The sequence below is a fragment of the Streptomyces cyanogenus genome, from assembly GCF_017526105.1.
Taxonomy (GTDB): Bacteria; Actinomycetota; Actinomycetes; order Streptomycetales; family Streptomycetaceae; genus Streptomyces; species Streptomyces cyanogenus.
Genome location: NZ_CP071839.1, coordinates 6,671,234 through 6,695,920 on the forward strand (window position 1 = coordinate 6,671,234; position 24,687 = coordinate 6,695,920).

The window sequence follows — 24,687 nt, forward strand, 5'->3', positions numbered from 1 at the left end:
GGCCGGTCCCGGTCCGTTCCCACGCGCTGTTCCTCGCCACCCCTGGTTCACGAGAAGAGGCAATTCGATGAAGGCACTGGTGCTGTCGGGTGGCACAGGCACCCGGTTACGGCCCCTCACCCACTCCCTGCCCAAGCAACTGATCCCGCTGGCGGGCAGGCCGGTCGTGGCCCACGTCCTCGACAGCGTCCGGGACCTGGGCGTGCGCGAGACCGGCATCGTCGTCACAGACGGTGGTGAGCAGATCGAGCAGGCGCTCGGCGACGGCTCCCGGTCGGGCCTCTCCCTCACGTACTTCCGGCAGGACACGCCCCGCGGCTTCGGCCACGCCCTCTCGCTCGCGCGCGACTTCCTCGGGGACGACGACTTCGTCGTGTACCGCGGCGACACCCTCGTCACCGAAAGCATCGCCGACCGGGCCGCCGCCTTCGCCGCGGAGCGACCCGCCGCGGGCGTCGTCGTGCCGGAGGCCGCCCCGGACGTCGAGCTCGTCCACTTCTTCACCCCCGCTGTCCATGAGGCGGTGGCCGCCCTCGCGGCGGACCGCCCCGGCGACGCGGTGACGCCGGCCGGTGCCGCCCAGTGGCTCCGCGCGCACGGCGGCGACGTACGGACGGGAACGTACACGGGGTACTGGCGGCGGATCGCGTCCGCCGAGGACGTGCTGGCGGCCCACCGCACCCTGCTCGACGGGCTGGCCCCGGCGATGGACGGCGACGTCGACGCGCAGAGCCGGATCACCGGCCACGTGGTCATCGAGCCCGGCGCCAAGGTCGTACGGTCCTGGATCGAGGGCCCCGCGGTCGTCTCCGCGGGCGCGCTGGTGGAGGAGTCCCACATCGGCCCGCACGCCACGATCGGCAGGGACTGCTCGGTACACGGCACGCACGTCGACGACTCACTCGTCCTCGAAGGCGCCACGGTGTCGCCCGTCGGCCGTCTCCACGGCTCCCTGATCGGCCGGTTCGCGCACGTCAGCGCGGCCGGCCGGGACGGAGCGCCGCGCCGGAGCCTCGTCGTGGGCGACCACGCCCGGGTCGAGGTGGCGGAGTGACCGGGACGGGCGGGCAGCGCCGCGTGATGGTGCTCGGCGGCACCGGATTCCTCGGCGGGCACCTACGGACCGCGTTCCGGTCCGAAGGCGCCCAAGTGGTCTGTGTCTCCAGGACGTCACCCGGACCGTCGGCCCGCACCGGTGCGCCGGACGAATGCTTCATCGCGCTCGACCTGCTCACCGCGACTCCCCGGGAGCTGCGCGCCCTGTTCGCCGACACCGCCCCGGACGTCGTGGTCAACGCCGCGGGCGCGGTGTGGAAGGTGACGCCGCAGCAAATGCACCGGGCCAACACCGAGTTGACGACCACCGTGACAGCCGCGCTGTGCGAGACGTCCCCTGGCCCGCGGCTGATCCAGCTGGGCAGCGTGCACGAGTACGGCGCGGGCACCCGCGACAGCGGGCTGACCGAGGGCAGCACGGAGGCCCCCGTCACCCCCTACGGACGCTCGAAACTGGCCGCGTCGCGGAGCGTCCTCGACGCGGCAGCTGCCGGCGCGCTCGACGGTGTCGTCCTGCGCATGGCCAACATCGTCGGCCCCGGCGTCCCGGCCGGCAGCCTCCTCGGCGACATCGCGGCCCGCCTGGAGCGGTACGCCGAGGACCCCGGGGCCACCGATGCCGAGTTGCTCTTCCCCCCGCTGCGCGCGGAGCGGGACTTCGTCGACGTACGCGATGTCGTCGACGCCGTGCTCGCCGCCGCCCGTGCGCCCCGTGCCGAGGTCTCGGGCCGCGTCATCAACATCGGCAGCGGACGCGCGGTCCGGACCGGCGAGGTGGTCGAGCGGCTGCTCGCGCTGAGCGGGCTGCCGGTCCGACTCGTGGAACGGGCGGCCGACGGGGCCGCCCCGGGCGCCGCCGCGGACTGCCAGAAGCTGGACGTCTCCCGCGCCCGGCGGCTCCTCGGCTGGGAGCCGCGCCGGGACCTGGACGCCTCGCTGTCGGGGCTGCTGTCCAGCCTCTCCCTCGCGTGACGCCGCCCGCGCGAGTGACGTCCCCCGAACGAACGAAGCCGAGCCCGCCGTCGGCGCCACCGCCGGAATCCACAACGGAGAACCTGATGCGTGTCCTCTTCGCAGTCTTTCCCGCCGCCGCCCATGTGCATCCGATCGTTCCGCTCGCCTGGGCCCTGCAGAACGCGGGTCACGACGTCCGGGTCGCCATCCACCCCGACGCCGTCGGCCTCGTCACGGAGGCGGGCCTCGCGGCCGTGCCGCTCGGGGCCCGCCACAAGCTCGCCGGAGTCGTCGAGTTCAACTCCAACCTCGACCTGCTCGACTCGCTCGATGACACCCTCTCGCTGGACACCGAGGACGACAGCGCCCGCTGGGAGACCCAGTGGGAGGTGATGCGCAACGTCCTCCTGGTCTACCAACCGGTCCTGCCCGACCTGGTGGACTTCGTCCAGGACTGGAAGCCCGACCTGGTCGTCTGGGACCCGTTCTGCGTCCCCGCCGCCGTCGCCGCCCGGGTCGGCGGCGCCGCGCAGGCCCGCTTCCTGTGGGGGCGGGACAACATCGGCTGGCTGCGGGCCAAGTCCCTGGAGCAGCTCGCGGCCCGCGGCGCGGGGCCGGCCGACGACCCGCTGGTGCCCCTCATGAGCGACATGCTGGCGCCCTACGGCCTGGAGTACGAGGAGGAGTTCCTCACCGGCCAGTGGACCATCGATCCGATGCCGCAGGGCATGCGGCTTCCCCTCGACCTGCCGTACACCGGCGTGCGGCGCGTGCCCTACAACGGAACCGCCGCACTGCCCGCCTGGGTCCACCAGCGGCCCGAACGCCCCCGGGTGGTCCTGACGCTCGGCATCGGCGGCCGCGGGCGGCAGCTCTTCCGGCAGAGCGGCGTCTCCTTCCCCGAGGTGGTCGAGGCGGTGGCCGGGCTCGACGTGGAGCTGGTCGCCACGGTCGGCGCCGCGGAGCGGGAAGCCGTCGGCACGACACCGGACAACATCCGGCTGATCGAGTACATGCCCCTCAACCACCTGCTGCCGACCTGCTCGGCGATCATCCACCACGGCGGCGGCGGCACCTTCGCGGCAGCCGTGGCGCACCAGGTGCCGCAGCTCGTCACGCCGATGCCCTTCTGGGGCGAGGCCGCCACCGCCCAGTACGTCGCGGACAACGGCGCGGGACTGGTCATCGACAGCTCCCAGTTCACCCCGGACGCACTGCGCAAGTCCCTCACCCGGCTCCTGGACGACCGCTCCTTCCGGGACGGCGCGGCCGCGCTGTACCAGGAGATGCAGGCAGCACCCAGCCCCGGCGACCTGGTGCCGGTGCTGGAGGAACTGACCGCCCGTCACCGCCGCTGAGCCGCCGAGGCTCTCCGCCCGTCAGGAAAGGAAGGACCGCCGTGTCAGCAAGGGCCGTCGTGCCGGCATCGTCACCTCACCTCGCGCTCCTCGTGGGCAGCACCCGCTCGGGCGGTGCCGGCCGCACCGTGGCGCGGTGGTTCCTCGCCCGTGCCGAGGAACACGGCTTCAGGGACGTCGACGTGATCGACCTGGCCGCGATCGAGCTGCCGGTGGTGACGGGCGCCGTCACCGGGGAAGGACCACCGCCGGTCGTGGCGGACCTGGCCCGGCGTATCGACGCCGCGGAGGCCTTCGTGGTGGTGACGCCGGAGTACAACCACAGCTTCCCCGCCCCGCTGAAGAACGCCATCGACTGGTTCAGGCACGAGTGGTATGCCAAGCCGGTCTCCTTCGTCTCCTACGGCGGTATCTCCGGCGGACTGCGTGCGGTGGAGCAACTCCGCCTCGTCTTCGGCGAGTTGCACGCCGTGCCGATCCGGGACTCGGTCAGCTTCCACCGCACCCGGGAGCAGTTCGACGAGGGCGGCGCGCCGAAGGACCCGGTGGGCTGCGGCACGGCCGCGAAGATCATGCTCGACCAGCTCTCCTGGTGGGCGCGGTCGCTGACCGAGGCCCGGGCGAAACGGCCCTACACAGCATGAGAACGAACAACGACGTCGGGACAGTGGAGGAAACAGTGACGTCACCACAGAAGGCAGGGACCCTGCTCAGCGCGGCCGAGGACGTCGCTGCCCTGGCAGGTGACCAGGCGGCCCGCGCGGACGAGACGCGCCGCCTCGACCCGGATGTCATGAAGGTCGTGCTCGGCGCCGGCTTCGCCCGGCACTTCGTCCCCGTGGAACACGGTGGTGCGGCGGGCACGTTCACTGAGCTCACCGAGGCCCTGGTCACGGTGGGGACGGCCTGTGCCGCCTCGTCCTGGAGCGCCTCGATCGTCGCGGGCGTCGGCCGGATGGCGGGCTTCCTGCCCGCCGAGGGGCGTGCGGAGGTGTGGAAGGACGGCCCGGATGCCGTGGTGGTCGGCTCGCTCGCGCCGCTGGGCAGGGCCAAGGCGGTGCCGGGCGGCTGGCGGCTGTCCGGCACATGGCCCTCCATCAGCGTTGTCGACTTCTCCGACTGGGCGCTGGTGCGTGCGGTGGTTGCGGACAGCGAGGGCCAGGCGCTACGCGTCTTCGTGGTCCCGCGGGCCGGCTACGAGATTCAGGACACCTGGTCCAACGTCGGCATGCGTGCGACCGGCAGCAACACACTCGTCGTCGACGACGTCTTCGTCCCCGACGCGCGGACCTTCGAAGGAGACGACCTCTTCCAAGGGCGTCCCCGCAGCTCGTCCGCTGCCTGCCACAGTGTCCCGCTGCAGGCCGTCAACGGTCTCTCCTTTGCGGCGCCGGCCCTGGGTGCCGCACGCGGGGCACTCGCCGTCTGGTCGGATTACGCCACGGCGAAGTTCCGCAGTGCACCGAGGGAGCCTGGCGGCCCGGGAATCAGTCGCGGCTTCTACGCGACCACGCTGGCACGTGCGGCCGGGGAAATCGATATGGCGTACCTGCTGCTCGACAGGGCCGGCAGGGTTGCCGACCGGGGTGCAGGCGTGACACCGCTGGAAGCGGCCCGCAACACGCGTGACTGCGCCCTGGCCGTCGAGACCTCGGTGACCGCGGTGAACCGGATATTCGCTGCCGCTGGTACCAGCGGTCACTCCACCGCAAGCTCGCTTCAGCGCTTCTGGCGGGATGCCAACGCCGCGGCCACCCATATCGGCCTGCAGTTCGAGCCCGCCGCGATGGCCTACGCGTCGGCGGTCTCGGCACACCTGCCCGACACGAAGTAGCGCATTCGGGGCATGGGCCGGCGAGTGCGCGAACCGAGGCGCGTGCCTCCTGGCATGACAGAGAGTGGGATGGAGTGCTCGGCAGCGTTCTGCCATCAGCGGTGGTCTGGGAGGAGGAGTTCGGTGACTCCGCGTCCGTCGAACTGTTCCCGGAGGAGGCGGTGTTGGTGCGCGATGCCGTACCGCGACGCGTCAACGAGTTCGGGACGGTCCGTGAGTGTGCGAGGCGGTCCCTGGTAAGGCTTGGAGTGGCGCCCGTACCCATCCTGCCCGGAACGAGGGGGGAGCCCCGATGGCCTCCAGGCATCGTCGGCAGCATGACGCACTGCGAGGGATTTCGTGGGGCTGCTGTGGCCTGGAGTCAGGAAATCGCATCCTTCGGAATCGACGCCGAGCCGCATGAACCTCTTCCTCCAGGCCTTCTCACGAAGGTCGCGCGCCCGGAGGAGCGTTTGAGGATCGCGCAATTGGGGAGGCGTGATCCCACCGTGCACTGGGACCGTCTGACCTTCAGCGCCAAAGAAGCCGTTTACAAAGCGTGGTTTCCGCTGGCACGGCGTCGCCTGGGGTTCCATGACATCGCCATCACATTCGACCCACTGGTACGACACTTCCGGGCCCGGCTGTACGCGGCCGGCCTTGTTCTCCATGGGCAGTCCGTAACGACTGTTACCGGCAACTGGACAGATGAACGCGGCTTGATCTGTACGGCAGTTGTGGTCGAGGCCTAACCACTCGTGCGATATGCTCGCAAAGCCGGTCCCGATGGCAGGAATTGAAAGGCCGGCCTTGTCGGCCGGGAGACTCAGCGGCGATCGCGTCCGCGGGCACGGCTGAAATGCCGACTCTTTCGCGCGATCCCGGTTCGACGGGCGGCGCACACCACTTGACCGGACCATCCCGTATGCAATTGGAGTTCCTTCATGTCCGCAGACGCTCGCTCCGCAGGCCGAGTCCCCGCAGGCACCCGGGTTCGGAACCGGCTCATCGCCTTGGCCATGGCTGAAGTGGTAGCCGCAGCAACATGGTTGATCGGCAATGCGGCCGGTGCCGCACTCACCGTGAACCAGAACGGGGTAACGGAGATCACTCTCGCAGGAGCTCTCGTCACCACTCTCTTTGCCGGCCTCGTCGGCTGGGGCCTGCTTGCCCTTCTCGAACGATTCACGCCACGGGCGCGAACGGCATGGACGTATGTCGCCGGTGCAGTCCTTTTGTTGTCCTTGTTCCCCACGATCCTGGCTGATGCCACCGCCGGCACACGTCTGACGCTGACTGTGATGCACCTGATGGTGGGCGCGGTCCTCATCCCGTCCTTCCGTCGATCCGCGCGCGAGGCCTGAGAACGCTTGGCAGGATCGGGGCATGGCAACGGGACCTGTTTCCGGTGTGAGAACTGTCCACGTCCGCAACACCGAAAAACCAGGTCCCGTGGGGATGTGTCTCCGGCCTGATCACCTGGCACTGGTGAGCGCGCCGAGAGGCTCTACGATCTCAGCGACAGCATGAACACGAGATCCCGCGACACGGCTACGCCGTGCCTCACTGGTTACCGAGCCGGAATCCGACGCCGCGTACGGTGACGATCCAGCTACTGGAGCCGAGCTTGCTGCGCAGGCTGCTGACATGCGTGTCTATGGTCCGCCCGCGCAGCGGCACGGAGTCACCCCACACCTGAGCCGTCAGCTGCTGGCGGGGAATGACCGTGTCAGGCCAGGAAGCGAGGAGGTGGAGGAGGTCGAATTCCTTACGGGTCACCTCGATCAACCTTCCGTCGAGGCGTACCTCCCGTGAGTTCACGTCGATCCGAAGGGGCCAGTGTTCGATCACCTGCTCCAGGGGCCACTGCGGCTGGATCCTGCGCATGATGGCGTCCATACGGGCCATCAGCTCACGGATGCCGTACGGTTTGGTCATGCAGTCGTCAGCGCCGGCCTGCAGGACCAGCACGCGGTCGAGTTCGGACTCCCGCGCCGTGACGGCGATGACCGGAGTCTGACTGGAGGCCCGGATGTTGCGGCAGACCTCGAGTCCGTCCAGGTCGGGCAGGTCCAGGTCGAGCAGGACGAGGTCAGCGTTTCGGTGGACTTGGAGCGCTTTGGTCCCGGTGGCGGCGCCCTCCACCCGGTAGCCGTGTCGTCGCAGCCCCTGCGCGAGCTCACTCATTCCGCTCTCCTCGCTTCCGACCGCGAGGATCGCCAGAACTCCCTGGCCCTGTTGCTCTGTCCGCTGTGGAACAACAGGGTGGAGGGACCGCCGCGTTGGTAAGTTCGCGTGAAGACGTTTTGGCTTCCCGTGCCGTATCGTGCCCGTCGAAAACTGACCCACTTGCTCCCCCTTGGTGTGAAAATTCCCTCTTCGCGCGATTGGTCATCGTAGAAGAATTGATCCGTGACATGCCTGGTACGGCGCATCGGCTCGTGGCGATTCCGGCACAGGGTCGAAAAATTCCTCCATGGATATGGTGTGGAGGATGTCTTCGTTCTGATCACGTTTCTGGTTTGAGCGTAACAATCGGATTCCGTGCGGGCAAGTGAGATTTTTTGTGTGTGACGTGTGACAAACGGCACCAGTTGTATCGAGGCGCACGGGAATAGCCCGCAGCGCCTTGGTGGAGTGAATTCTCGCGATATGGGTTCGCTGCCCTGTTTCAGGGTGTGCGCCAAAGCCGAGGGCAAGTGGTGGGGGGTGGGGGTCGGCTGACGGGGAGTGTGGGAGTGCCCCGCTCGGTCAGCGTGGGACGCGGGGAATGGGGGCCAAGACGTTCCTCAAGCCTCACAGGTTTCGTTGAAAAGTGACCTTCCGGCGTCCGGGTGAGCCGGCGGCCTGGCGAGAACTGGAGGCGGTCCGTGTCTCGCGCGCGGAAACCTGACAGGCTTCCTGGGCGAGGCTGAAGGTGGGGAAAGCGGAATTCCACCTCGGGGGAGCGAACGGGGACCGACCGGGCCAGGTCGCTGGTCGTATCTGGGGCACCGATGGTGCGACTCTCATCGTGCATCGGGCGGAGAACTGGTTCTCCGTGTACACGATGTCCGCGATCGACATCCGCGCCCGAATATGTCTCATTCTCTTCACGGAGACGTCAGGTGAGCCGGTCGACGCCGACCTCAAGCCGGTCTGTTCCAGTTCGCCGGGCACGAAACCACACCGAAAACGCCACCGAGGCCTACTTGCGCTGCCGCAGGATACTTCAAGGCCCCGCATGTCCGTTGCGTCCTCGACAAGTGAACCAAACGGGCGTTTGCTCAGTGGGCTTGGACGTCTTTCCGTTCCCCCGTCTACGGGAAACGAAGCCTCTGTGGTGCACCATTTCAGCCCCCGTCCCGGTCGTACATGACAGCTCGATGATCAGGATCGATTCAACACGAAACCAGGGTGCTTGCCAACCCTGCTTCCCGCCAGCGTTCGCACCCTCGCGCCCAGGCCTTTGCCCCGGTCGAGATCCTTACCGGCGCGGAAGACCAGCGCCGGGTTGCGCAGAGCAGCGGAGGCGTGGCCGACCGGCTCTGGCCAGCTGTCTTGGTCGCAGCGAGCACATGGCTACCTCGCCGCCGCCACACCCCTGTCTGGCGCTCTCCGTGAACGACAAGGCACCCCAAGGCCTTCAACGGGACCGCTCACTGTTGCGCCAGTCACGGAACGCGATTCGCTGGAAGTCGTTGTGGCTGAAGACATCCGGCAGTCGCTGGTCGCTGGGGCAGGTCCGGCGCAGGCGGCGAGGTGCGGAGGGGGGAGCCGGATCCGTCGCCGACGACGATGAGGATCGCCGACGTCGATCACGCTCGTCCTCCGGTCGTACTCCCTGCCCGGCCTTCCCTCGGCACCGCCGGAACATCGGCTGGGCGGAGCGCGCACCACCTGCGAGCGCTCTGTGACCCGGTGAGTGCCTGATGCCGCGCGACACACTGTCACGGGCGGTCTCGCGCGGCCGCGTGCCCGCTCCGTCCCATCCCACCCGGCGGCGGCACGGGGCGTGGCGAAGTCAGGTCTCCTGCCGGAACGCACCAGAGATACAGAGGACGGTGCGCTCAGGGTCAACTCTCGGTGAATTGCTTGCCCCACGTCGTGCGGCCGAAGAAGCTGTGAAGCAGTCTCCGCCGAAGTGGCCTTTCCCGGGCACCGATTCGCCACCGGGGCCCGGGTGGGGAGGATCGACCGGGCCATTGTCGAGCGCTTCGGGTGGGACGGCGCACTCGTCGCCGTGCACTCCTCGACCGAGCCCGGGGCCGTGGCGGAAGTCGTAAACCGGTGTATGAGGTCGACGCCGCCCAGCTGCTGATCCAGCGGCGCCGACCAGGCGTCGGGGTGACGCCCTGGTCGGCCCGCAACGCGCGACTGTCACCGTCGACCGTCGAACCACCCTGTCACCAGTCCGCGCCGGCGGCGCTGACGCAACGTGAACGATGCGTCGACGCACACGGGCTCCCGTTCGAACCTGCGAGATGCGCGTGACCTAGGGGGCGACCGCGTAGGCCCGGGCGGGAACGGCCCGGCCATCCCCCTGCTTCGCGGGCGACGCCCAGGTCCCGGACCTCGCGGTCGTCGCCCACGCCGTTCCACGCATCACTTCACCGACCAGGAACCACCGGGCCGTCCGGTCCCGACCGGTTTTCACGTGTTCCATTATCCAGTAGGGAGCAGTTCACATGCGTCCATCCAGGACACTGATCAACCACCGCCGGCGTGCCGGTACCTCCGCCGCCGTAGTGGCGATGCTGCTGGGTACCGCCCTCGGCGCCGGAGGCGGCACCGCCACCGCGGCGGCGGAGAGCGGGGAGGCCACGCGGGGCGAGGACAACGTCGTCCTCCAGTGGAACCAGGTGGCGTACGACGCCATGGTGAAGAAGGCCGCGGAGACCAACGGCCTGAAGCGCCCGCCGCTCGGCAGCCGCGTGCTCGCCATCGTCCACACCTGCATATACGACGCGTGGGCCGCGTACGACGCGCGGGCGGTCGGGACCCAGCTGGGCGACGACCTGCGGCAGCCGTACTACAAGCGCACGCTCGCCAACCGGAAGACCGCGGTCGACTACGCGGCGTACGACGCTCTGAACTACCTCTTCCCTGCCTACAAGAGCGACTTCGACGCCAAGCTGCGAGCCCTCGGCCAGGACCCGGCCAACACGTCGCGGGACACCAGAACCGCCGCCGGGGTGGCGCACACGGCCTGCGACGCGGTGATCGCCGACCGCCGGACGGACGGCTCCAACCAGGAGAACGAGTACGCCGACACCACGGGCTACACCCCTCTCAATCCGCCCCAGGACATGTCCGTGCTGGACAAGTCGACCGTCGTGGACCCGGTGCGCTGGACCCCGCTCAGCATCAACGGGTTCGTCCCGCCGTTCGCCACCCCGCAGTGGGGCAACGTCAAGCCGTTCGCGATCAAGGATCCGGAGGCCTTCCTGCCGCCCCCGCCGCCCGCCTACGGGAGCGAGAAGCTCAAGGCGGACATCAAGACGATGATGGACTACAACGCCAACCTGACCGATCGCCAGAAGGTGATCGCGGAGTACTGGCTCGAGAACCGCGAGACGCCCGCCGGCCACCAGAACAAGTGGGCCCAGTACATCTCTCGCCGCGACCACCACACGCTCGGTGAGGACGTGAAGATGTTCTTCACGCTCAACCTGGCCATGGCCGACGCCGGCATCGTGGCCTGGAAGAGCAAGGTGCACTACGACTACGCCCGTCCGATGACGGTGATCCGCTACAACCAGTCGGGCCAGCAGGTGCGCGGTTACGCCGGTCGCGGCAAGGGCACGCAGACGATTGCCGGCGAGACCTGGTTGCCGTACGTCACGACGCCTCCGTTCGCCTCGTACGTCTCCGGACACGCGGTGTGGGGCGCTACGGCGGCCGAGTCGCTGAAGCTGTGGACCGGCAGTGACAAGTTCGGTGACTCCTACACCGCCAAGGCCGGTTCGTCCACCTACGAGCCGGGCGTGACCCCCGCCTCGGACGTGACCCTGAAGTGGGACACCTTGAGCGAGGCCGCGAGGGAGGACGGCCTCTCCCGCGTCTACGGCGGCGGTCACTGGACGTTCGACATCGACGAGGGCCAGAAGGTCGGCCGGAACGTGGCCAAGGCCACCTTCGCGGTGGCCATGAAGTACATCAACGGCACCGCCTGAGGCCAGGCGTTCCGCTGACCTCCTCGAACGAGGGGACCACTCGCACAGGCGCTCCTGTCGGGTGGTCCCGCGGCGGCCGGGCGCCGGCCGTGGGCCTGTGGCTCCCTCGCACATCGGAGGGGCACACCGGAAGGGCAAACGGCAAGCGGCGGAGCCGACGTGTGGGCTCTCAACGGCTCCGGAGAGGTCACCAACCACTTCGGCACCTTCGACCACGGCCGAACTCCCCGTACCCACCGTCAGACAGGAGGACCACCCTGATGTCCCGCAGCGCAGGATCCAGCAGACGCCTGCACACCATGTGGACGTCGTTCGCTGCCGGTTACCACCGTCGAAGCTCGGCCGTCCTCAGGATCAGCGTCGGAATCCTCTTCCTCTGGTTCGGCGGCCTGAAGTTCACACCCGCCATGAGCCCGGCCGAGGACATCGCCGTCCACGCGATGAGCGTGATGACCTTTCACGCCGTGCCGCCGGACGTTTCGCGACCTTTGCTGGCGACCATGGAGGTGGCCATCGGTCTCGGGCTCGTCACCGGCGTCCTGCTGCGTCTCGCGCTCGCCGTCTTCTTCGTGCACATGCTCGGCGTGTTCTCGACGCTGGTTCTCCTCCCCGACGACGCGTGGTCGACCGTGCCGCTCGTTCCCACGATGGAGGGTCAGTACATCATCAAGAACATCGTCCTCATCGCCGCCTGCCTCGCCGTCGCGACCACCTCTGCGGCGTCGGCAGCCGGACCGGTGCCGACCATCACGCCCGCGCCCACGCAGGAGCCCGGCACGGAGGAAGCGCCGCTCACAGCCGGGACCGCTGCCCGTTAGCCGGTCCTGTGTGGTGGCACCACCGTGCCGATCCAGGGCACCTGCTCGCTTCCCGACCTGCCCTACGACTTTGCCGCACTGCGATGAACACGGCGCCGGCTGACCGCGGCGCCGGTTCGGAGCCGCTCGTGGCGGGCTTCGCCCGGCGGGACGGCGTGGACCAGAAGGCCCCGGCCCTCGGCGACGGGCGGAGAGATCGTGTGCACGGCCGACCTCGCCGGCACGCTGGCTGGGGCACTTCGAAAGAAGTCCCACGGATGCCGCCGCACCTCTTCCTGCCCCGCTTCACCGCAAGTCAGACAGGGTGCGACGGCATCCGCTCATCAGATGTCGCGGAAGATCTCGATCTGCGCGCCGATCGAGTTCAGGCGTTCGGCGAGGTCCTCGTAACCGCGGTTGATGACGTACACGTTGCGCAGTACCGACGTGCCCTCGGCCGCCATCATCGCCAGCAGGACCACCACGGCGGGGCGCAGGGCCGGCGGGCACATCATCTCGGCGGCGCGCCAGCGCGTCGGGCCCTCGACCAGGACGCGGTGCGGGTCGAGGAGCTGGAGCCGGCCGCCGAGGCGGTTGAGGTCGGTCAGGTAGATGGCGCGGTTGTCGTAGACCCAGTCGTGGATGAGGGTCTTGCCCTGCGCGGTGGCCGCGATGGCCGCGAAGAACGGGACGTTGTCGATGTTCAGGCCCGGGAAGGGCATGGGGTGGATCTTGTCGATCGGCGCCTCCAGCTTGGAGGGGCGGACCGTGAGGTCGACCAGGCGGGTACGGCCGTTGTCCGCACAGTACTCCGGCGACCGGTCGTGGTCGAGGCCCATCTCCTCCAGGACCGCCAGCTCGATCTCCAGGAACTCGATGGGGACGCGGCGTACGGTCAGTTCGGACTCCGTCACCACGGCGGCGGCCAGCAGGCTCATCGCCTCGACCGGGTCCTCGGAGGGGGAGTAGTCGACGTCCACGTCGATGTTCGGCACGCCGTGCACGGTGAGCGTGGTGGTGCCGATGCCCTCCACCTTGACGCCCAGCGCCTCCAGGAAGAAGCACAGGTCCTGGACCATGTAGTTGGAGGACGCGTTGCGGATGACGGTCACGCCGTCGTGGCGGGCGGCGGCCAGCAGCGCGTTCTCCGTCACCGTGTCGCCGCGTTCCGTCAGGACGATCGGGCGGTCGGGGCGGACGGAGCGGTCGACCCGGGCGTGGTACTGGCCCTCGGTGGCCGCGATGTCCAGACCGAACCGGCGCAGCGCGATCATGTGCGGCTCGATGGTCCGCGTGCCCAGGTCGCAGCCTCCGGCGTAGGGCAGCTTGAAGTGGTCCATGCGGTGCAGCAGCGGGCCGAGGAACATGATGATCGAGCGGGTGCGGACGGCCGCCTCCGCGTCGATCGCGGCCATCTCCAGCTCGGCGGGCGGGACGAGTTCGAGGTCGACGCCGTCGTTGACCCAGCGGGTGCGCACGCCGATGGAGTTGAGCACCTCCAGCAGGCGGTACACCTCCTCGATCCGCGCCACCCGGCGCAGGACCGTGCGCCCCTTGTTCAGCAGGGAGGCGCACAGCAGTGCCACGCAGGCGTTCTTGCTGGTCTTCACGTCGATGGCGCCGGACAGCCGGCGGCCGCCGACCACACGCAGATGCATCGGACCCGCGTAGCCCAGCGACACGATCTCGCTGTCCAGCGCTTCACCGATTCGGGCGATCATCTCAAGGCTGATGTTCTGGTTGCCGCGCTCGATGCGGTTGACCGCGCTCTGGCTGGTGCCGAGCGCCTCCGCGAGCTGCGTCTGCGTCCAGCCCCGGTGCTGCCGGGCGTCACGGATGAGCTTGCCGATGCGTACGAGGTAGTCGTCTGACATGAGGTTGAGGTTATCTCAGATATGAGATGGTGCCCGTTGGGGGGTCCGTTCGGGTGAGGGCCGTACCGGTGATGCGGTGACGCCCCGTCAACACCGCTGGTGGGACGGGGTGCGGCACCGGATAGATCGGGCAAATCCATCGATGTCGTACAACGTGCCACCCAACTCGGTTACCCCGTCCGGCGTATCCGGAACCCCCGCATGTGTGTCCCCCTCTCCTCCTCTGAAAGGGGGACACACATGAACACCAGGATGCGACACCTTCCCGTTGCCGCCGCGCTCGTGCTCTGCTCCGTGCTGACCTCGTGCGGCTCGGAGCGTGCGGGCGGCCCGGCGGCCGGCGCGCCCTCGGCGGGCTCGTCCGCGACGGACGGGACGAGCGACGACCAGTGCCAGGACGAGTACACGGGCGAGGGCACGACCGGCGACGGCCAGGAAATTCCCGACACCACCAGTGACGACCAGGAGCTTCCGGACCTCACGAGCGACGACCAGGGTGACGGTGGCCCGGACCTCACCAGTGACGACCAGGGTGACGGTGGCCCGGACCTCACCAGTGACGACCAGGGTGACGGTGGCCCGGACCTCACCAGTGACGACCAGGGTGACGGTGGCCCGGACCTCACGAGCGACGACCAGGGTGACGGTGGCCCGGACCTCACGAGTGACGACCCGGGGCCGCCCTGCGGTGCCACGGCCGGCCCGCACCGCTGGTTCCCCATGGCCCGCGACTTCCGGACGTATCTGAAGGCGGACGGCCGGAAGGCGGACGCCGCCATGGCCTCCCACGTGCTGAGCGTCTACGTCCGCAACCCCGAGGGTGGCGACCGTACGGAGGCGTGGGTCCGGGTGACCTACGGGGTGATGGAGCAGGACGACGCCGACCGCGCGGCCAAGGCGTTCGCCCGCTGGCGGTCCTCCGTCTACGGCGACCATGGGCACGTGGGCGTCACCGGGCCGGCCAAGACCGACGCCGAAGCGGACTGGTAGGCGGTTGGGCATGACCATCCAGCGCCCATGTACTAGAGTTATCTCGACATCGAGATATCTGCCGAGGCGCACCGTAGCCCGCCACTCCAGTAAGGTTTGCCTAACTTAGCCTCACCTCACTGGTTCGGCCAAGCCGGCGTGGCGGCACGATTGACGGTGGTACGCGCACATCAATGAAGGAGACTGTCGTGTCGGCGAACAGCTTCGACGCCCGCAGCACGCTGCAGGTGGGCGACGAGTCGTACGAGATCTTCCGGCTGGACAAGGTGGAGGGCTCGGCCCGCCTGCCGTACAGCCTCAAGGTCCTGCTGGAGAACCTGCTCCGCACGGAGGACGGCGCGAACATCACCGCCGACCACATCCGCGCCCTCGGCAGCTGGGACTCCCAGGCCCAGCCCAGCCAGGAGATCCAGTTCACGCCGGCTCGCGTGATCATGCAGGACTTCACCGGCGTGCCCTGTGTCGTGGACCTCGCGACCATGCGTGAAGCCGTGAAGGAGCTGGGCGGCGACCCGGCCAAGATCAACCCGCTGGCGCCGGCCGAGCTGGTCATCGACCACTCCGTCATCGCCGACAAGTTCGGCACGAACGACGCCTTCAAGCAGAACGTCGAGCTGGAGTACGGCCGCAACAAGGAGCGCTACCAGTTCCTGCGCTGGGGCCAGACCGCCTTCGACGAGTTCAAGGTCGTCCCGCCCGGCACCGGCATCGTCCACCAGGTGAACATCGAGCACCTGGCCCGTGTCGTGATGGTCCGCGACGGCAAGGCCTACCCGGACACCCTGGTCGGCACCGACTCGCACACCACCATGGTCAACGGCCTCGGCGTCCTCGGCTGGGGCGTCGGCGGCATCGAGGCCGAGGCCGCCATGCTCGGCCAGCCGGTCTCCATGCTCATCCCGCGCGTCGTCGGCTTCAAGCTCACCGGTGAGCTGCAGCCGGGCACCACCGCCACCGACCTCGTGCTCACCATCACCGAGATGCTGCGCAAGCACGGTGTGGTCGGCAAGTTCGTCGAGTTCTACGGCGAGGGCGTGGCCGCCACCTCCCTGGCCAACCGCGCCACCATCGGCAACATGTCGCCGGAGTTCGGCTCCACCGCCGCGATCTTCCCGATCGACGACGAGACCCTGAACTACCTGCGCCTGACCGGCCGCTCCGAGCAGCAGGTCGCCCTGGTCGAGGCCTACGCCAAGCAGCAGGGCCTGTGGCTGGACCCGAAGGCCGAGCCGGACTTCTCCGAGAAGCTCGAGCTGGACCTGTCCACGGTCGTCCCGTCCATCGCCGGCCCGAAGCGCCCGCAGGACCGCATCGTCCTCGCCGAGGCCGCCCAGCAGTTCGCCAAGGACGTCCTCAACTACGTCGAGGCGCCCGTCGCGCAGACGCCGGAGGCCGCCGCCTCCCCGGTCGACGAGGCCAGCGCCGAGTCCTTCCCGGCCTCCGACGCCCCGGCCTACGGCCACCAGGAGAACGGTGCCGGCGCCCCGCAGCACGGCCAGGGCACCGGTGCCGTACCGTCCAACCCGGTCCGGGTCACCGCCCCCGACGGCACCACCTACGAGCTGGACCACGGTGCGGTGACGGTCGCGGCCATCACCTCCTGCACCAACACCTCCAACCCGTACGTCATGGTCGCCGCCGCGCTGGTGGCCAAGAAGGCGGTCGAGAAGGGCCTGACCCGCAAGCCGTGGGTCAAGACCACCCTCGCCCCGGGCTCCAAGGTCGTCACCGACTACTTCGAGAAGGCGGGCCTCACCCCCTACCTCGACAAGGTCGGCTTCAACCTCGTCGGCTACGGCTGCACCACCTGCATCGGCAACTCCGGCCCGCTGCCGGAGGAGGTCTCCAAGGCCGTCAACGACCACGACCTCGCGGTCACCTCGGTCCTCTCCGGCAACCGGAACTTCGAGGGCCGTATCAACCCCGACGTCAAGATGAACTACCTGGCGTCCCCGCCGCTGGTCGTCGCCTACGCCCTCGCGGGCTCCATGAAGGTGGACATCACCCGGGACGCCCTGGGCACCGACCAGGACGGCAACCCGGTCCACCTGAAGGACATCTGGCCGTCCGAGGCCGAGGTCAACGAGGTCGTCGCCAGCGCCATCGGCGAGGACATGTTCTCCAAGTCCTACCAGGACGTCTTCGCGGGCGACGCCCAGTGGCAGTCCCTGCCGGTCCCGACGGGCAACACCTTCGAGTGGGACCCGGAGTCCACCTACGTCCGCAAGCCCCCGTACTTCGAGGGCATGGGCATGGAGCCGGCCCCGGTCGAGGACATCGCCGGCGCCCGCGTGCTGGCCAAGCTGGGCGACTCGGTCACCACCGACCACATCTCCCCGGCCGGTGCCATCAAGGCCGACACCCCGGCCGGCCAGTACCTCACCGAGCACGGTGTGGAGCGCCGTGACTTCAACAGCTACGGCTCGCGCCGCGGCAACCACGAGGTCATGATCCGCGGTACGTTCGCCAACATCCGCCTGCGCAACCAGATCGCGCCGGGCACCGAGGGCGGCTACACCCGCGACTTCACGCAGGACGGCGGACCGGTCTCCTTCATCTACGACGCCTCGCAGAACTACCAGGCCGCCGGCATCCCGCTGGTCGTCCTGGCAGGCAAGGAGTACGGCTCCGGCTCGTCCCGCGACTGGGCGGCCAAGGGCACCGCGCTGCTCGGCGTCAAGGCCGTCATCGCCGAGTCGTACGAGCGCATCCACCGCTCGAACCTCATCGGCATGGGCGTGCTCCCGCTCCAGTTCCCGGAGGGCCAGTCGGCCGAGTCCCTCGGTCTGACCGGCGAGGAGACCTTCTCCATCTCCGGCGTCACCGAGCTGAACGAGGGCCGCACGCCGCGCACCGTGAAGGTCACCACCGACACCGGTGTCGAGTTCGACGCGGTCGTCCGCATCGACACCCCCGGTGAGGCCGACTACTACCGCAACGGCGGCATCATGCAGTACGTGCTGCGCAACCTGATCCGCAAGTAAGCGGCAGCGCCCGGCGGACGAGGGCCGCATCCCCGGCACCGGGGGTGCGGCCCTTCGCCGTACGGTGCCCGCACCCCGCCCGGCGGGTCCTCGTCCCCGGGCCGGGAACCCCCGTCACGCGCCGGGTGCGCGGAAGGAGACCTCGCGGCGGGCCGCCTCGTCGAGCTCGCCGACGGTCAGGAGGGGAGTGGCCCGGGTGCGGAGCGCGCCGCTCGCCTTGACCCTCAGGCTGACGGCGGCCATGGAGACCGGGTCGGGGAAGTCGACGATGCACACGAGGTCGTCCTCGCCGAAGGCGTAGTACATGGCCTCCACCGTGCCGCCGAGCCCGGTGACGACCTGGTCGACGGCGGCGCGGCGGCCACTCGCGCCCTCCGCGAGCAGCCCCTGCGTGCCCTCGGGCGTGTAGGCGGCCTGGATGAGGAACTTCGGCATCGGAGTGCTCCTGCCCATGGGTGTCCGGTACGCGTAGGTGTTTCCCGCCGTCACACCGGCAGCCCGCACCGCACGGCCGAATTCACTCGTCGGCAGCCGCACCTCGTCCCGCTCAGTCGACGGCGAACGCGTCCAGGTCCGGCAGGTTCAGCTCGGCCCAGATGACCTTGCCGTGCGGGGTGTACCGGGTGCCCCAGCGCTCGGCCAGCTGCGAGACCAGGAACAGGCCCCGGCCGCCCTCGTCGGTCGTCGCGGCGTACCGCAGATGCGGCGAGGTGCTGCTGCCGTCGGCCACCTCGCAGATCAGCGTGCGGTCGTTGATCAGCCGTACGTGGATCGGGTCGGAGCCGTACCGGATGGCGTTGGTGATCAGCTCGCTCAGCACGAGCTCCATCCCGAAGCCCAGCTCGGACAGCCCCCACTCCTCCAGCTTGGCGGAGACCGCGCCGCGCATCCCCGACACGGCGGCCGGATCGCGCGGCACGTCCCAGTCGGCGACCCGGTCGGCCGGCAGCACCCGGGTGCGCGCGATGAGCAGCGCGACGTCGTCCCCGGGCCGCTCGGGCAGCAACTGCTCCAGCACCGCCTGGCAGCTCTCCTCCGGCGGCCGGCCGGGATGGCCCGCCAGGGCCCGGCGCAGCAGCTCCATGCCCTCGTCCAGGTCCCGTCTGCGGTCCTCGATCAGACCGTCGGTGTACAGGACGAGCTGGCTGCCCTCGGCCAGCTCCAGCTCGGCCGTGCGGAACGGCATGCCGCCCAGGCCCAGCGGCGGCCCGGCCGGCAGCTCGGGGAAGACGACGCTGCCGTCGGGGTGCACCAGCGCCGGCGCCGGATGCCCGGCCCGGGCCATGACACAGCGGCGCGTCACCGGGTCGTAGATCGCGTACAGACAGGTGGCACCCACGATCTCCCCGGCCGTCTCCGGGCAGGCCTCGTCCTGGTCGATGCGGCCGACCAGATCGTCCAGGTGCTGGAGCAGTTCGTCCGGCGGCAGGTCCAGCGTGGAGAAGTTGTGCACCGCGGTCCGCAGCCGGCCCATCGTCGCGGCGGCGTGCAGACCGTGCCCCACCACGTCACCGACGGCCAGCGCCACCCGGCCGCCCGGCAGCGGGATCACGTCGAACCAGTCGCCGCTCACCCCGGACTGCGCCGGCAGATAGCGGTAGCCGACGTCCAGCGCGCTCTGCTCGGGCAGCGCCCGGGGCAGCAGACTGCGCTGCAGCGTGACCGCCAGGGCGTGCTCGCGGGTGTAGCGGCGGGCGTTGTCGATGCTGACCGCGGCCCGGGCCACCAGCTCCTCCGCCAGGGACAGCTCGTCCGCGTCGAACGGCTCCCGCTTGGAGCGCCAGAAGTTGGCCATGCCCAGGACGACCCCGCGCGCCCGGATGGGCGCGGAGATGAGCGAGTGGATGCCGAAGTCCAGGATCTGCCGGGTCCGCTCCGGGTCCTGGGCCCGCCAGCCGTCGGCGGACGCCAGGTCGGTCACCAGCTGCGAGCGCCCGGCGCCGTAACCGCGGGCCTGCGGGGTGGTGGGCAGGAAGTCGATCAGCCGGCCCTGCTCGTAGAGCGGGTGGTCGTCCCGGATGCCGCACACGGCGACCCGCCGCATGTCCGTCGCCGTCGGAGCCGGCTCCTCGCCGTGCAGCACGGCGTCGGCCAGGTCGACGGTGATGAAGTCGGCGAACCGCGGCACGGCCACCCGCGCCAGCTCGTCGGCCGTGCGCATCACGTCCAGCGTGCTGCCGATGCACAGGCCCGCGTCGTACAGCAGCTCCAGCCGCTCCAGGGCGGTCTGGGCGCGGCCGGACACCGCCTGCAGCTCGGTGGAGTCGCGCAGCGTCACGACGGTGCCGCCGGGGCAGCCGGCGCGGTCGGTGGGCCGCTGGTTGACCGCCAGCAGGCGTCCCTTGGCGAAGTGCAGTTCGTCGCTGGCCGGGCGCCCGGAGGCGAGCAGCTCCAGCGTCGCCGGGTCGAGATCCGGCAGCTCCCGCAGCACGCGTCCCTCGGCGTCGGCGGGCAGCTCCAGCAGGCGCCGGGCCTCGTCGTTGACGAGCAGCAGCCGGCCGTCGGCCCCGATGATGAGCACGCCCTCGCGCACCGAGTGCAGCACGGTGTCGTGGTGCTGGTACATGCGGCTCATCTCGTCCGGGGCCAGGCTGTGCGTCTGCCGCCGCAGCCGGCGCCCCACCAGGGCCGTACCACCGGTCGACACCACCAGCGCGCCGGCCCCCGCACCCAGGATGATCGGCAGCTGCCGGTCCAGCTCGCTGGTGACGTTCTTGACCTTCAGACCGGCGGAGACCAGAGCGACCACCTTGCCGTGGGCGTCGTCCACGGGCACGGTGGCCTGCACCTCGTGGCCCAGCGGGCCGTGCACGCTCTCGGTGTACACCTTGCCGGCCAGCGACGGCTCGATGGTGCCCACGAACCGCTTGCCGATCCGGCCGGGCATCGGATGGGTGTAGCGGATGCCGTGGGTGTCCATGACCACGATGAAGTCGACCCCCGCGGACTTGCGGCCCGCCTCGGTCATCGGCTGCAGGATCCGGGAGGGCTCGGGGGACCGCAGCGCCTGGAGCAGGCCCGGAGAGTGGGCGAAGGTCTGCGCGACGGCTATCGAACGGTGCTTGGCCTCGGCGGTGGTGTCCCGTCTCGACTGCATGACGAGTGCGAGGACGGCGCACAGGACGAGGAGTACCACGAGCGCGACCTGGAACAGGAAGACCTGTCCGGCGACGCTCCGGGGAACCTTGCCGATGACAGCGCGCCATCCGAGACGCCTGTATCGGACAGATGCGTCCGACATGCCCGCATTTGTAGCACTGGTTTTTTCCGTGTGGCTATGGTGCGTCCACGAGGTGGACATATTCAAACCGGCACCGGCGGCCCGAGCGGCCCGCCGGCCCCGGCGTGCCGCCGGACCGCGCCCGGGCGTCATGGCGACCCGCCGACCGCCACGTACGCGGGCCGCAGCAGCCGGTCGCCGATCCGGTAGCCGGGGCGCAGGATCTCCGCGCAGACCAGCCGCTCGGCGCCCGGGGCCGCACGGTGCACCACCGCCTCGTGGCACGCCGGGTCGAACGGCTCGCCCTCCTCCCCGAACGCCTCCAGCCCCAGCGATCCCAGCCGCGTGCGCAGCGTGTCGGCGATGTCCTTCAGACCGGGCGTGAGCGGCTCGTGCGCACAGGCCCGGTCCACGGCGTCCACCACCGGGAGCAGCGCGGTCAGCACGTTGGCGACGGCGATCTCGCGCACGGCCATGCGGTCCCGCCGCACCCGCTTGCGGTAGTTGTCGTACTCCGCCTTCACCCTCTGCAGATCGGCGGTGCGCTCCTGGAGCAGGCGCTCCACCTCACTGGTGCTCGTCGTCCGCGCCCCGTCCATCGTCAGCCCGCCTCCGGCTTGTCGTCGTCGACGATCTCGGCGTCCACCACCTCGTCGTCCCCGGCGGGGGGCGTCGTGCCGCCGGCACCGGGCTGCGCGGCCTGCTCGGTCCGCGACCGCTCGTACAGCGCCGTACCGATCTTCTGCGCGGCCTGCGCGGCATGGTCCAGGGCCTGCCGGATCGCCTCCGTGTCCTCCGACTTCAGCTTCTCCTTCAGCTCGGCCAGCGCCGTCTCCGTCTCGGACCTCGCGTCCGCCGGGATCTGCTCGGCGTTGTCCTTGATCAGCTTCTCGGTGGAGTAGACGAGCTGCTCGGCCTGGTTGCGGGTCTCCGCGGCCTCCCGCCGCTTGCGGTCCTCCTCGGCGTGCTGCTCCGCCTCCCGGACCATGCGGTCGATGTCGTCGCGGGGCAGCGCCGAACCGCCGGTGACGGTCATCTTCTGCTCCTTGCCGGTGCCGAGGTCCTTCGCCGAGACGTGCATGATGCCGTTGGCGTCGATGTCGAAGGCCACCTCGATCTGCGGCACCCCGCGCGGGGCGGGCGCGATGCCGGTCAGCTCGAACATGCCGAGCTTCTTGTTGTACGCCGCGATCTCCCGCTCGCCCTGGTAGACCTGGATCGTCACGGAGGGCTGGTTGTCCTCGGCCGTGGTGAAGATCTCCGAGCGCTTGGTCGGGATCGTGGTGTTGCGCTCGATCAGCTTGGTCATGATGCCGCCCTTGGTCTCGATGCCGAGGGACAGCGGGGTGACGTCGAGGAGCAGGACGTCCTTGACCTCGCCCTTGAGCACACCGGCCTGCAGGGAGGCGCCGACGGCCACCACCTCGTCGGGGTTGACGCCCTTGTGCGGGTCCTTGCCGGTCAGCTCCTTCACCAGCTCGGTCACGGCCGGCATCCGCGTCGAGCCGCCCACCAGGACCACGTGGTCGATGTCGGACACCTTGATCCCGGCGTCCTTGATCGCATTGTGGAACGGCGCCTTGCACCGCTCCAGCAGGTCCGCCGTCAACTGCTGGAACTGGGCGCGGGTCAGCTTCTCGTCCAGGTGCAGCGGACCCTCCGCGGACGCGGTGATGTACGGCAGGTTGATCGAGGTCTCGGTCGAGGACGACAGCTCGATCTTCGCCCGCTCCGCGGCCTCCCGCAGCCGCTGCACGGCCATCTTGTCCTTGGCCAGGTCGACGCCGTAGTTGTTCTTGAACTGCTGGACCAGGTGGTCCACGACCCGCTGGTCCCAGTCGTCGCCCCCGAGGCGCGTGTCGCCGTTGGTGGCCTTCACCTCGATGACGCCCTCGCCCATCTCCAGCAGCGACACGTCGAAGGTGCCGCCGCCCAGGTCGAAGACGAGGACCGTCTGGTCGTTCTCCTTGTCCAGCCCGTACGCCAGCGCCGCCGCCGTCGGCTCGTTGATGATCCGCAGGACGTTCAGGCCCGCGATCTCACCAGCCTCCTTCGTGGCCTGCCGCTGGGCGTCGTCGAAGTAGGCGGGTACGGTGATCACCGCGTCGGTGACGTCCTCGCCGAGGTACGCCTCCGCGTCCCGCTTCAGCTTCTGCAGCACGCGCGCGGAGATCTCCTGTGCGGTGTACCGCTTGCCGTCGACGTCCCCCTGCTCGGGGAACCGCCAGGCGTGGTCGCCCACGTGCCGCTTGACCGAGCGCGCGGTGCGCTCCACGTTCGTCACGGCCTGCCGCTTGGCCACCTCGCCGACCAGCACCTCGCCGTTCTTGGCGAAGGCCACGACCGACGGTGTGGTCCGTGCGCCTTCCGTGTTCGTGATGACGGTGGGCTCGCCGCCCTCCAGGACCGAGACCACCGAGTTCGTCGTACCGAGGTCGATACCGACCGGACGCGCCATCTGCGTTCTCCCTCCTCGTCCTCACCCCGTGCGCCGCACGTGTGACCCACCGGGTACCCGGCGCACCGGTCCTGCGCGCAGCGGCGGCTCGGGAGCCGGGACGCCCGGCACGACGAGGTACCGGCGCGGCCCGGCGGCGCCGGCCGGGCGGTACGACGGCCTGTACGAGCGCTCGTACGCCTGGTCGTAGGCCGCGCGCCGCACCGGGTCCCGCAGCGTCTCGTACGCCGCCCGCACCTCACCGAACCGGGCGGCGGTGACCGCGTCGACCCGGGTGTCCGGGCGCAGTTCCCGAGCCCTGCGGCGGAAGGCCGAGGTGATCGCCCCGACCGTGGCCGAGGGCGGTACGCCCAGCACCGCGTACAGGTCCGGCTCCTGCATCTGGGCCACCTCCTCACCCGCCACCGACTGTGGCTCCGGACCGGGAATTGCCTCACCACTCCGAATAAAACTTGAGTTGACCCTTGTCAAGGGTACTCCGGCCGCCCGGTCGCCGGGCCCGTCGCCGCACGACCGTTCACACCGGAAGCGCTTGGTGCCGGCTTCCAGGAAAGGCATGTAGTGGGAGCGCTCCCGTGGGTCACCGTTCCGGGTCCGCTCACCACGACCAAGGAGGAGGGCCGGCCCTTCCTCACCGTCGACCACCCGCCGCTGCACGGTTCGTCTGCTCCTGCTCCGACCTCGTGTGCGACGGCGGCGACGGCGAGGTGACCGGCGTCCACGACCCCGGCAATCCCACCGAACCATGGTTGCCGACAGCGGTGACGTGCCGATGCCCGGCTGGACGGTCGACTGGTCCCTGCCGGCCGGCCAGAAGGTGGCCGACCTCTGGAACGGCACCGCCGCCTACGCCGGACGGGACGTCATGGTCCACAACGCCGGCGGGAACGGCTCGTCGAGTCCCGGGTGGTCGACCCGTTCGGCTGCACCGCCCGGGGAGGGTGACAGCGTCACCACCCTGCCCTGTCGGGTCGGTTGAGCCGCTCTGGGCGGACCCGGTGGCTGTGCGCACCGGGTCCGCGAGCCGG

The 24,687-nt window shown here is 69.8% G+C and carries 18 protein-coding genes and 1 pseudogene; 12 read left to right on the forward strand and 7 right to left on the reverse strand.

Going from position 1 to position 24,687, the window contains the following annotated elements; genetic code table 11:
- Positions 1 to 67: 67 nt before the first annotated feature.
- The 7 genes from S1361_RS30000 (at position 68) to S1361_RS30030 (ending at position 6,545) form a co-directional block, all read left to right on the forward strand.
- On the forward strand, positions 68 to 1,054 hold the full coding sequence (locus tag S1361_RS30000; protein ID WP_208035015.1) for a sugar phosphate nucleotidyltransferase: 987 nt from the start codon (positions 68 to 70) through the stop codon (positions 1,052 to 1,054).
- A complete protein-coding gene (locus S1361_RS30005; protein WP_208035016.1) occupies positions 1,051 to 2,028 on the forward strand; it encodes an NAD-dependent epimerase/dehydratase family protein in 978 nt (325 codons plus the stop codon). Before S1361_RS30000 ends, S1361_RS30005 begins: the two co-directional genes overlap by 4 nt.
- Before the next feature lie 86 nt (positions 2,029 to 2,114).
- A complete protein-coding gene (locus S1361_RS30010; RefSeq protein WP_208035017.1) occupies positions 2,115 to 3,368 on the forward strand; it encodes an activator-dependent family glycosyltransferase in 1,254 nt (417 codons plus the stop codon).
- A gap of 41 nt (positions 3,369 to 3,409) precedes the next feature.
- Positions 3,410 to 4,012: an NADPH-dependent FMN reductase gene (locus S1361_RS30015; RefSeq protein ID WP_243769351.1), complete on the forward strand. Its 603-nt coding sequence runs from the start codon at positions 3,410 to 3,412 to the stop codon at positions 4,010 to 4,012.
- Positions 3,961 to 5,202, forward strand: a complete 1,242-nt coding sequence (locus S1361_RS30020) for an acyl-CoA dehydrogenase family protein (RefSeq protein WP_279577632.1) — start codon at positions 3,961 to 3,963, stop codon at positions 5,200 to 5,202. The genes S1361_RS30015 and S1361_RS30020 overlap by 52 nt, the downstream gene beginning before the upstream one ends.
- A gap of 161 nt (positions 5,203 to 5,363) precedes the next feature.
- Positions 5,364 to 5,933: a 4'-phosphopantetheinyl transferase family protein gene (locus S1361_RS39435; protein WP_279577660.1), complete on the forward strand. Its 570-nt coding sequence runs from the start codon at positions 5,364 to 5,366 to the stop codon at positions 5,931 to 5,933.
- Between the two features lie 192 nt (positions 5,934 to 6,125).
- Positions 6,126 to 6,545, forward strand: a complete 420-nt coding sequence (locus S1361_RS30030; protein ID WP_208035019.1) for a DUF6069 family protein — start codon at positions 6,126 to 6,128, stop codon at positions 6,543 to 6,545.
- Positions 6,546 to 6,744: 199 nt separating this feature from the next.
- Here S1361_RS30030 and S1361_RS30035 read toward each other — a convergent pair whose 3' ends face one another.
- Positions 6,745 to 7,530, reverse strand: coding sequence for a response regulator transcription factor (locus S1361_RS30035; RefSeq protein ID WP_425087533.1), 786 nt, complete (start codon positions 7,528 to 7,530; stop codon positions 6,745 to 6,747).
- A gap of 2,318 nt (positions 7,531 to 9,848) precedes the next feature.
- Between S1361_RS30035 and S1361_RS30040 the strand changes: the two genes are divergently transcribed.
- Entirely contained in the window at positions 9,849 to 11,336 is a 1,488-nt protein-coding gene (locus S1361_RS30040; protein ID WP_208035021.1) for a vanadium-dependent haloperoxidase, read from the forward strand.
- A gap of 299 nt (positions 11,337 to 11,635) precedes the next feature.
- Positions 11,636 to 12,154 (forward strand): DoxX family membrane protein, encoded by a 519-nt coding sequence (locus S1361_RS30045; RefSeq protein ID WP_341829372.1) that lies wholly within the window; start codon positions 11,636 to 11,638, stop codon positions 12,152 to 12,154.
- Between the two features lie 323 nt (positions 12,155 to 12,477).
- Here S1361_RS30045 and S1361_RS30050 read toward each other — a convergent pair whose 3' ends face one another.
- The gene (locus S1361_RS30050) at positions 12,478 to 14,007 is read right to left on the reverse strand and encodes a helix-turn-helix domain-containing protein (protein WP_208035023.1); all 1,530 of its coding nucleotides are present in this window, start codon (positions 14,005 to 14,007) and stop codon (positions 12,478 to 12,480) included.
- A 240-nt stretch (positions 14,008 to 14,247) separates the two neighbouring features.
- On the opposite strand from S1361_RS30050, the gene S1361_RS30055 reads away from it, so the two are divergent.
- Together S1361_RS30055 and S1361_RS30060 are read left to right on the forward strand one after the other, a co-directional pair.
- On the forward strand, positions 14,248 to 14,997 hold the full coding sequence (locus tag S1361_RS30055; RefSeq protein ID WP_208036981.1) for an ICP22 family protein: 750 nt from the start codon (positions 14,248 to 14,250) through the stop codon (positions 14,995 to 14,997).
- A 188-nt stretch (positions 14,998 to 15,185) separates the two neighbouring features.
- Positions 15,186 to 17,981, forward strand: coding sequence for an aconitate hydratase (locus S1361_RS30060; protein ID WP_279577633.1), 2,796 nt, complete (start codon positions 15,186 to 15,188; stop codon positions 17,979 to 17,981).
- 114 nt (positions 17,982 to 18,095) lie between these two features.
- Here the strand turns inward: S1361_RS30060 and S1361_RS30065 are convergent, their stop codons facing one another.
- From S1361_RS30065 to S1361_RS30085, 5 genes are all read right to left on the reverse strand, one after another.
- A complete protein-coding gene (locus tag S1361_RS30065; protein WP_208035025.1) occupies positions 18,096 to 18,416 on the reverse strand; it encodes a GYD domain-containing protein in 321 nt (106 codons plus the stop codon).
- Between the two features lie 112 nt (positions 18,417 to 18,528).
- The gene (locus tag S1361_RS30070) at positions 18,529 to 21,222 is read right to left on the reverse strand and encodes a SpoIIE family protein phosphatase (protein ID WP_208035026.1); all 2,694 of its coding nucleotides are present in this window, start codon (positions 21,220 to 21,222) and stop codon (positions 18,529 to 18,531) included.
- A gap of 128 nt (positions 21,223 to 21,350) precedes the next feature.
- Positions 21,351 to 21,800 (reverse strand): nucleotide exchange factor GrpE, encoded by a 450-nt coding sequence (gene grpE, locus S1361_RS30075; RefSeq protein WP_208035027.1) that lies wholly within the window; start codon positions 21,798 to 21,800, stop codon positions 21,351 to 21,353.
- Positions 21,801 to 21,802: 2 nt separating this feature from the next.
- Positions 21,803 to 23,659, reverse strand: coding sequence for a molecular chaperone DnaK (gene dnaK / locus S1361_RS30080; RefSeq protein WP_208035028.1), 1,857 nt, complete (start codon positions 23,657 to 23,659; stop codon positions 21,803 to 21,805).
- A gap of 21 nt (positions 23,660 to 23,680) precedes the next feature.
- On the reverse strand, positions 23,681 to 24,040 hold the full coding sequence (locus tag S1361_RS30085) for a J domain-containing protein (protein ID WP_208035029.1): 360 nt from the start codon (positions 24,038 to 24,040) through the stop codon (positions 23,681 to 23,683).
- A 216-nt stretch (positions 24,041 to 24,256) separates the two neighbouring features.
- Between S1361_RS30085 and S1361_RS30090 the strand changes: the two are divergent.
- Positions 24,257 to 24,638: pseudogene (locus S1361_RS30090) on the forward strand (cellulose binding domain-containing protein); the annotation flags it as partial.
- Positions 24,639 to 24,687: the final 49 nt, after the last annotated feature.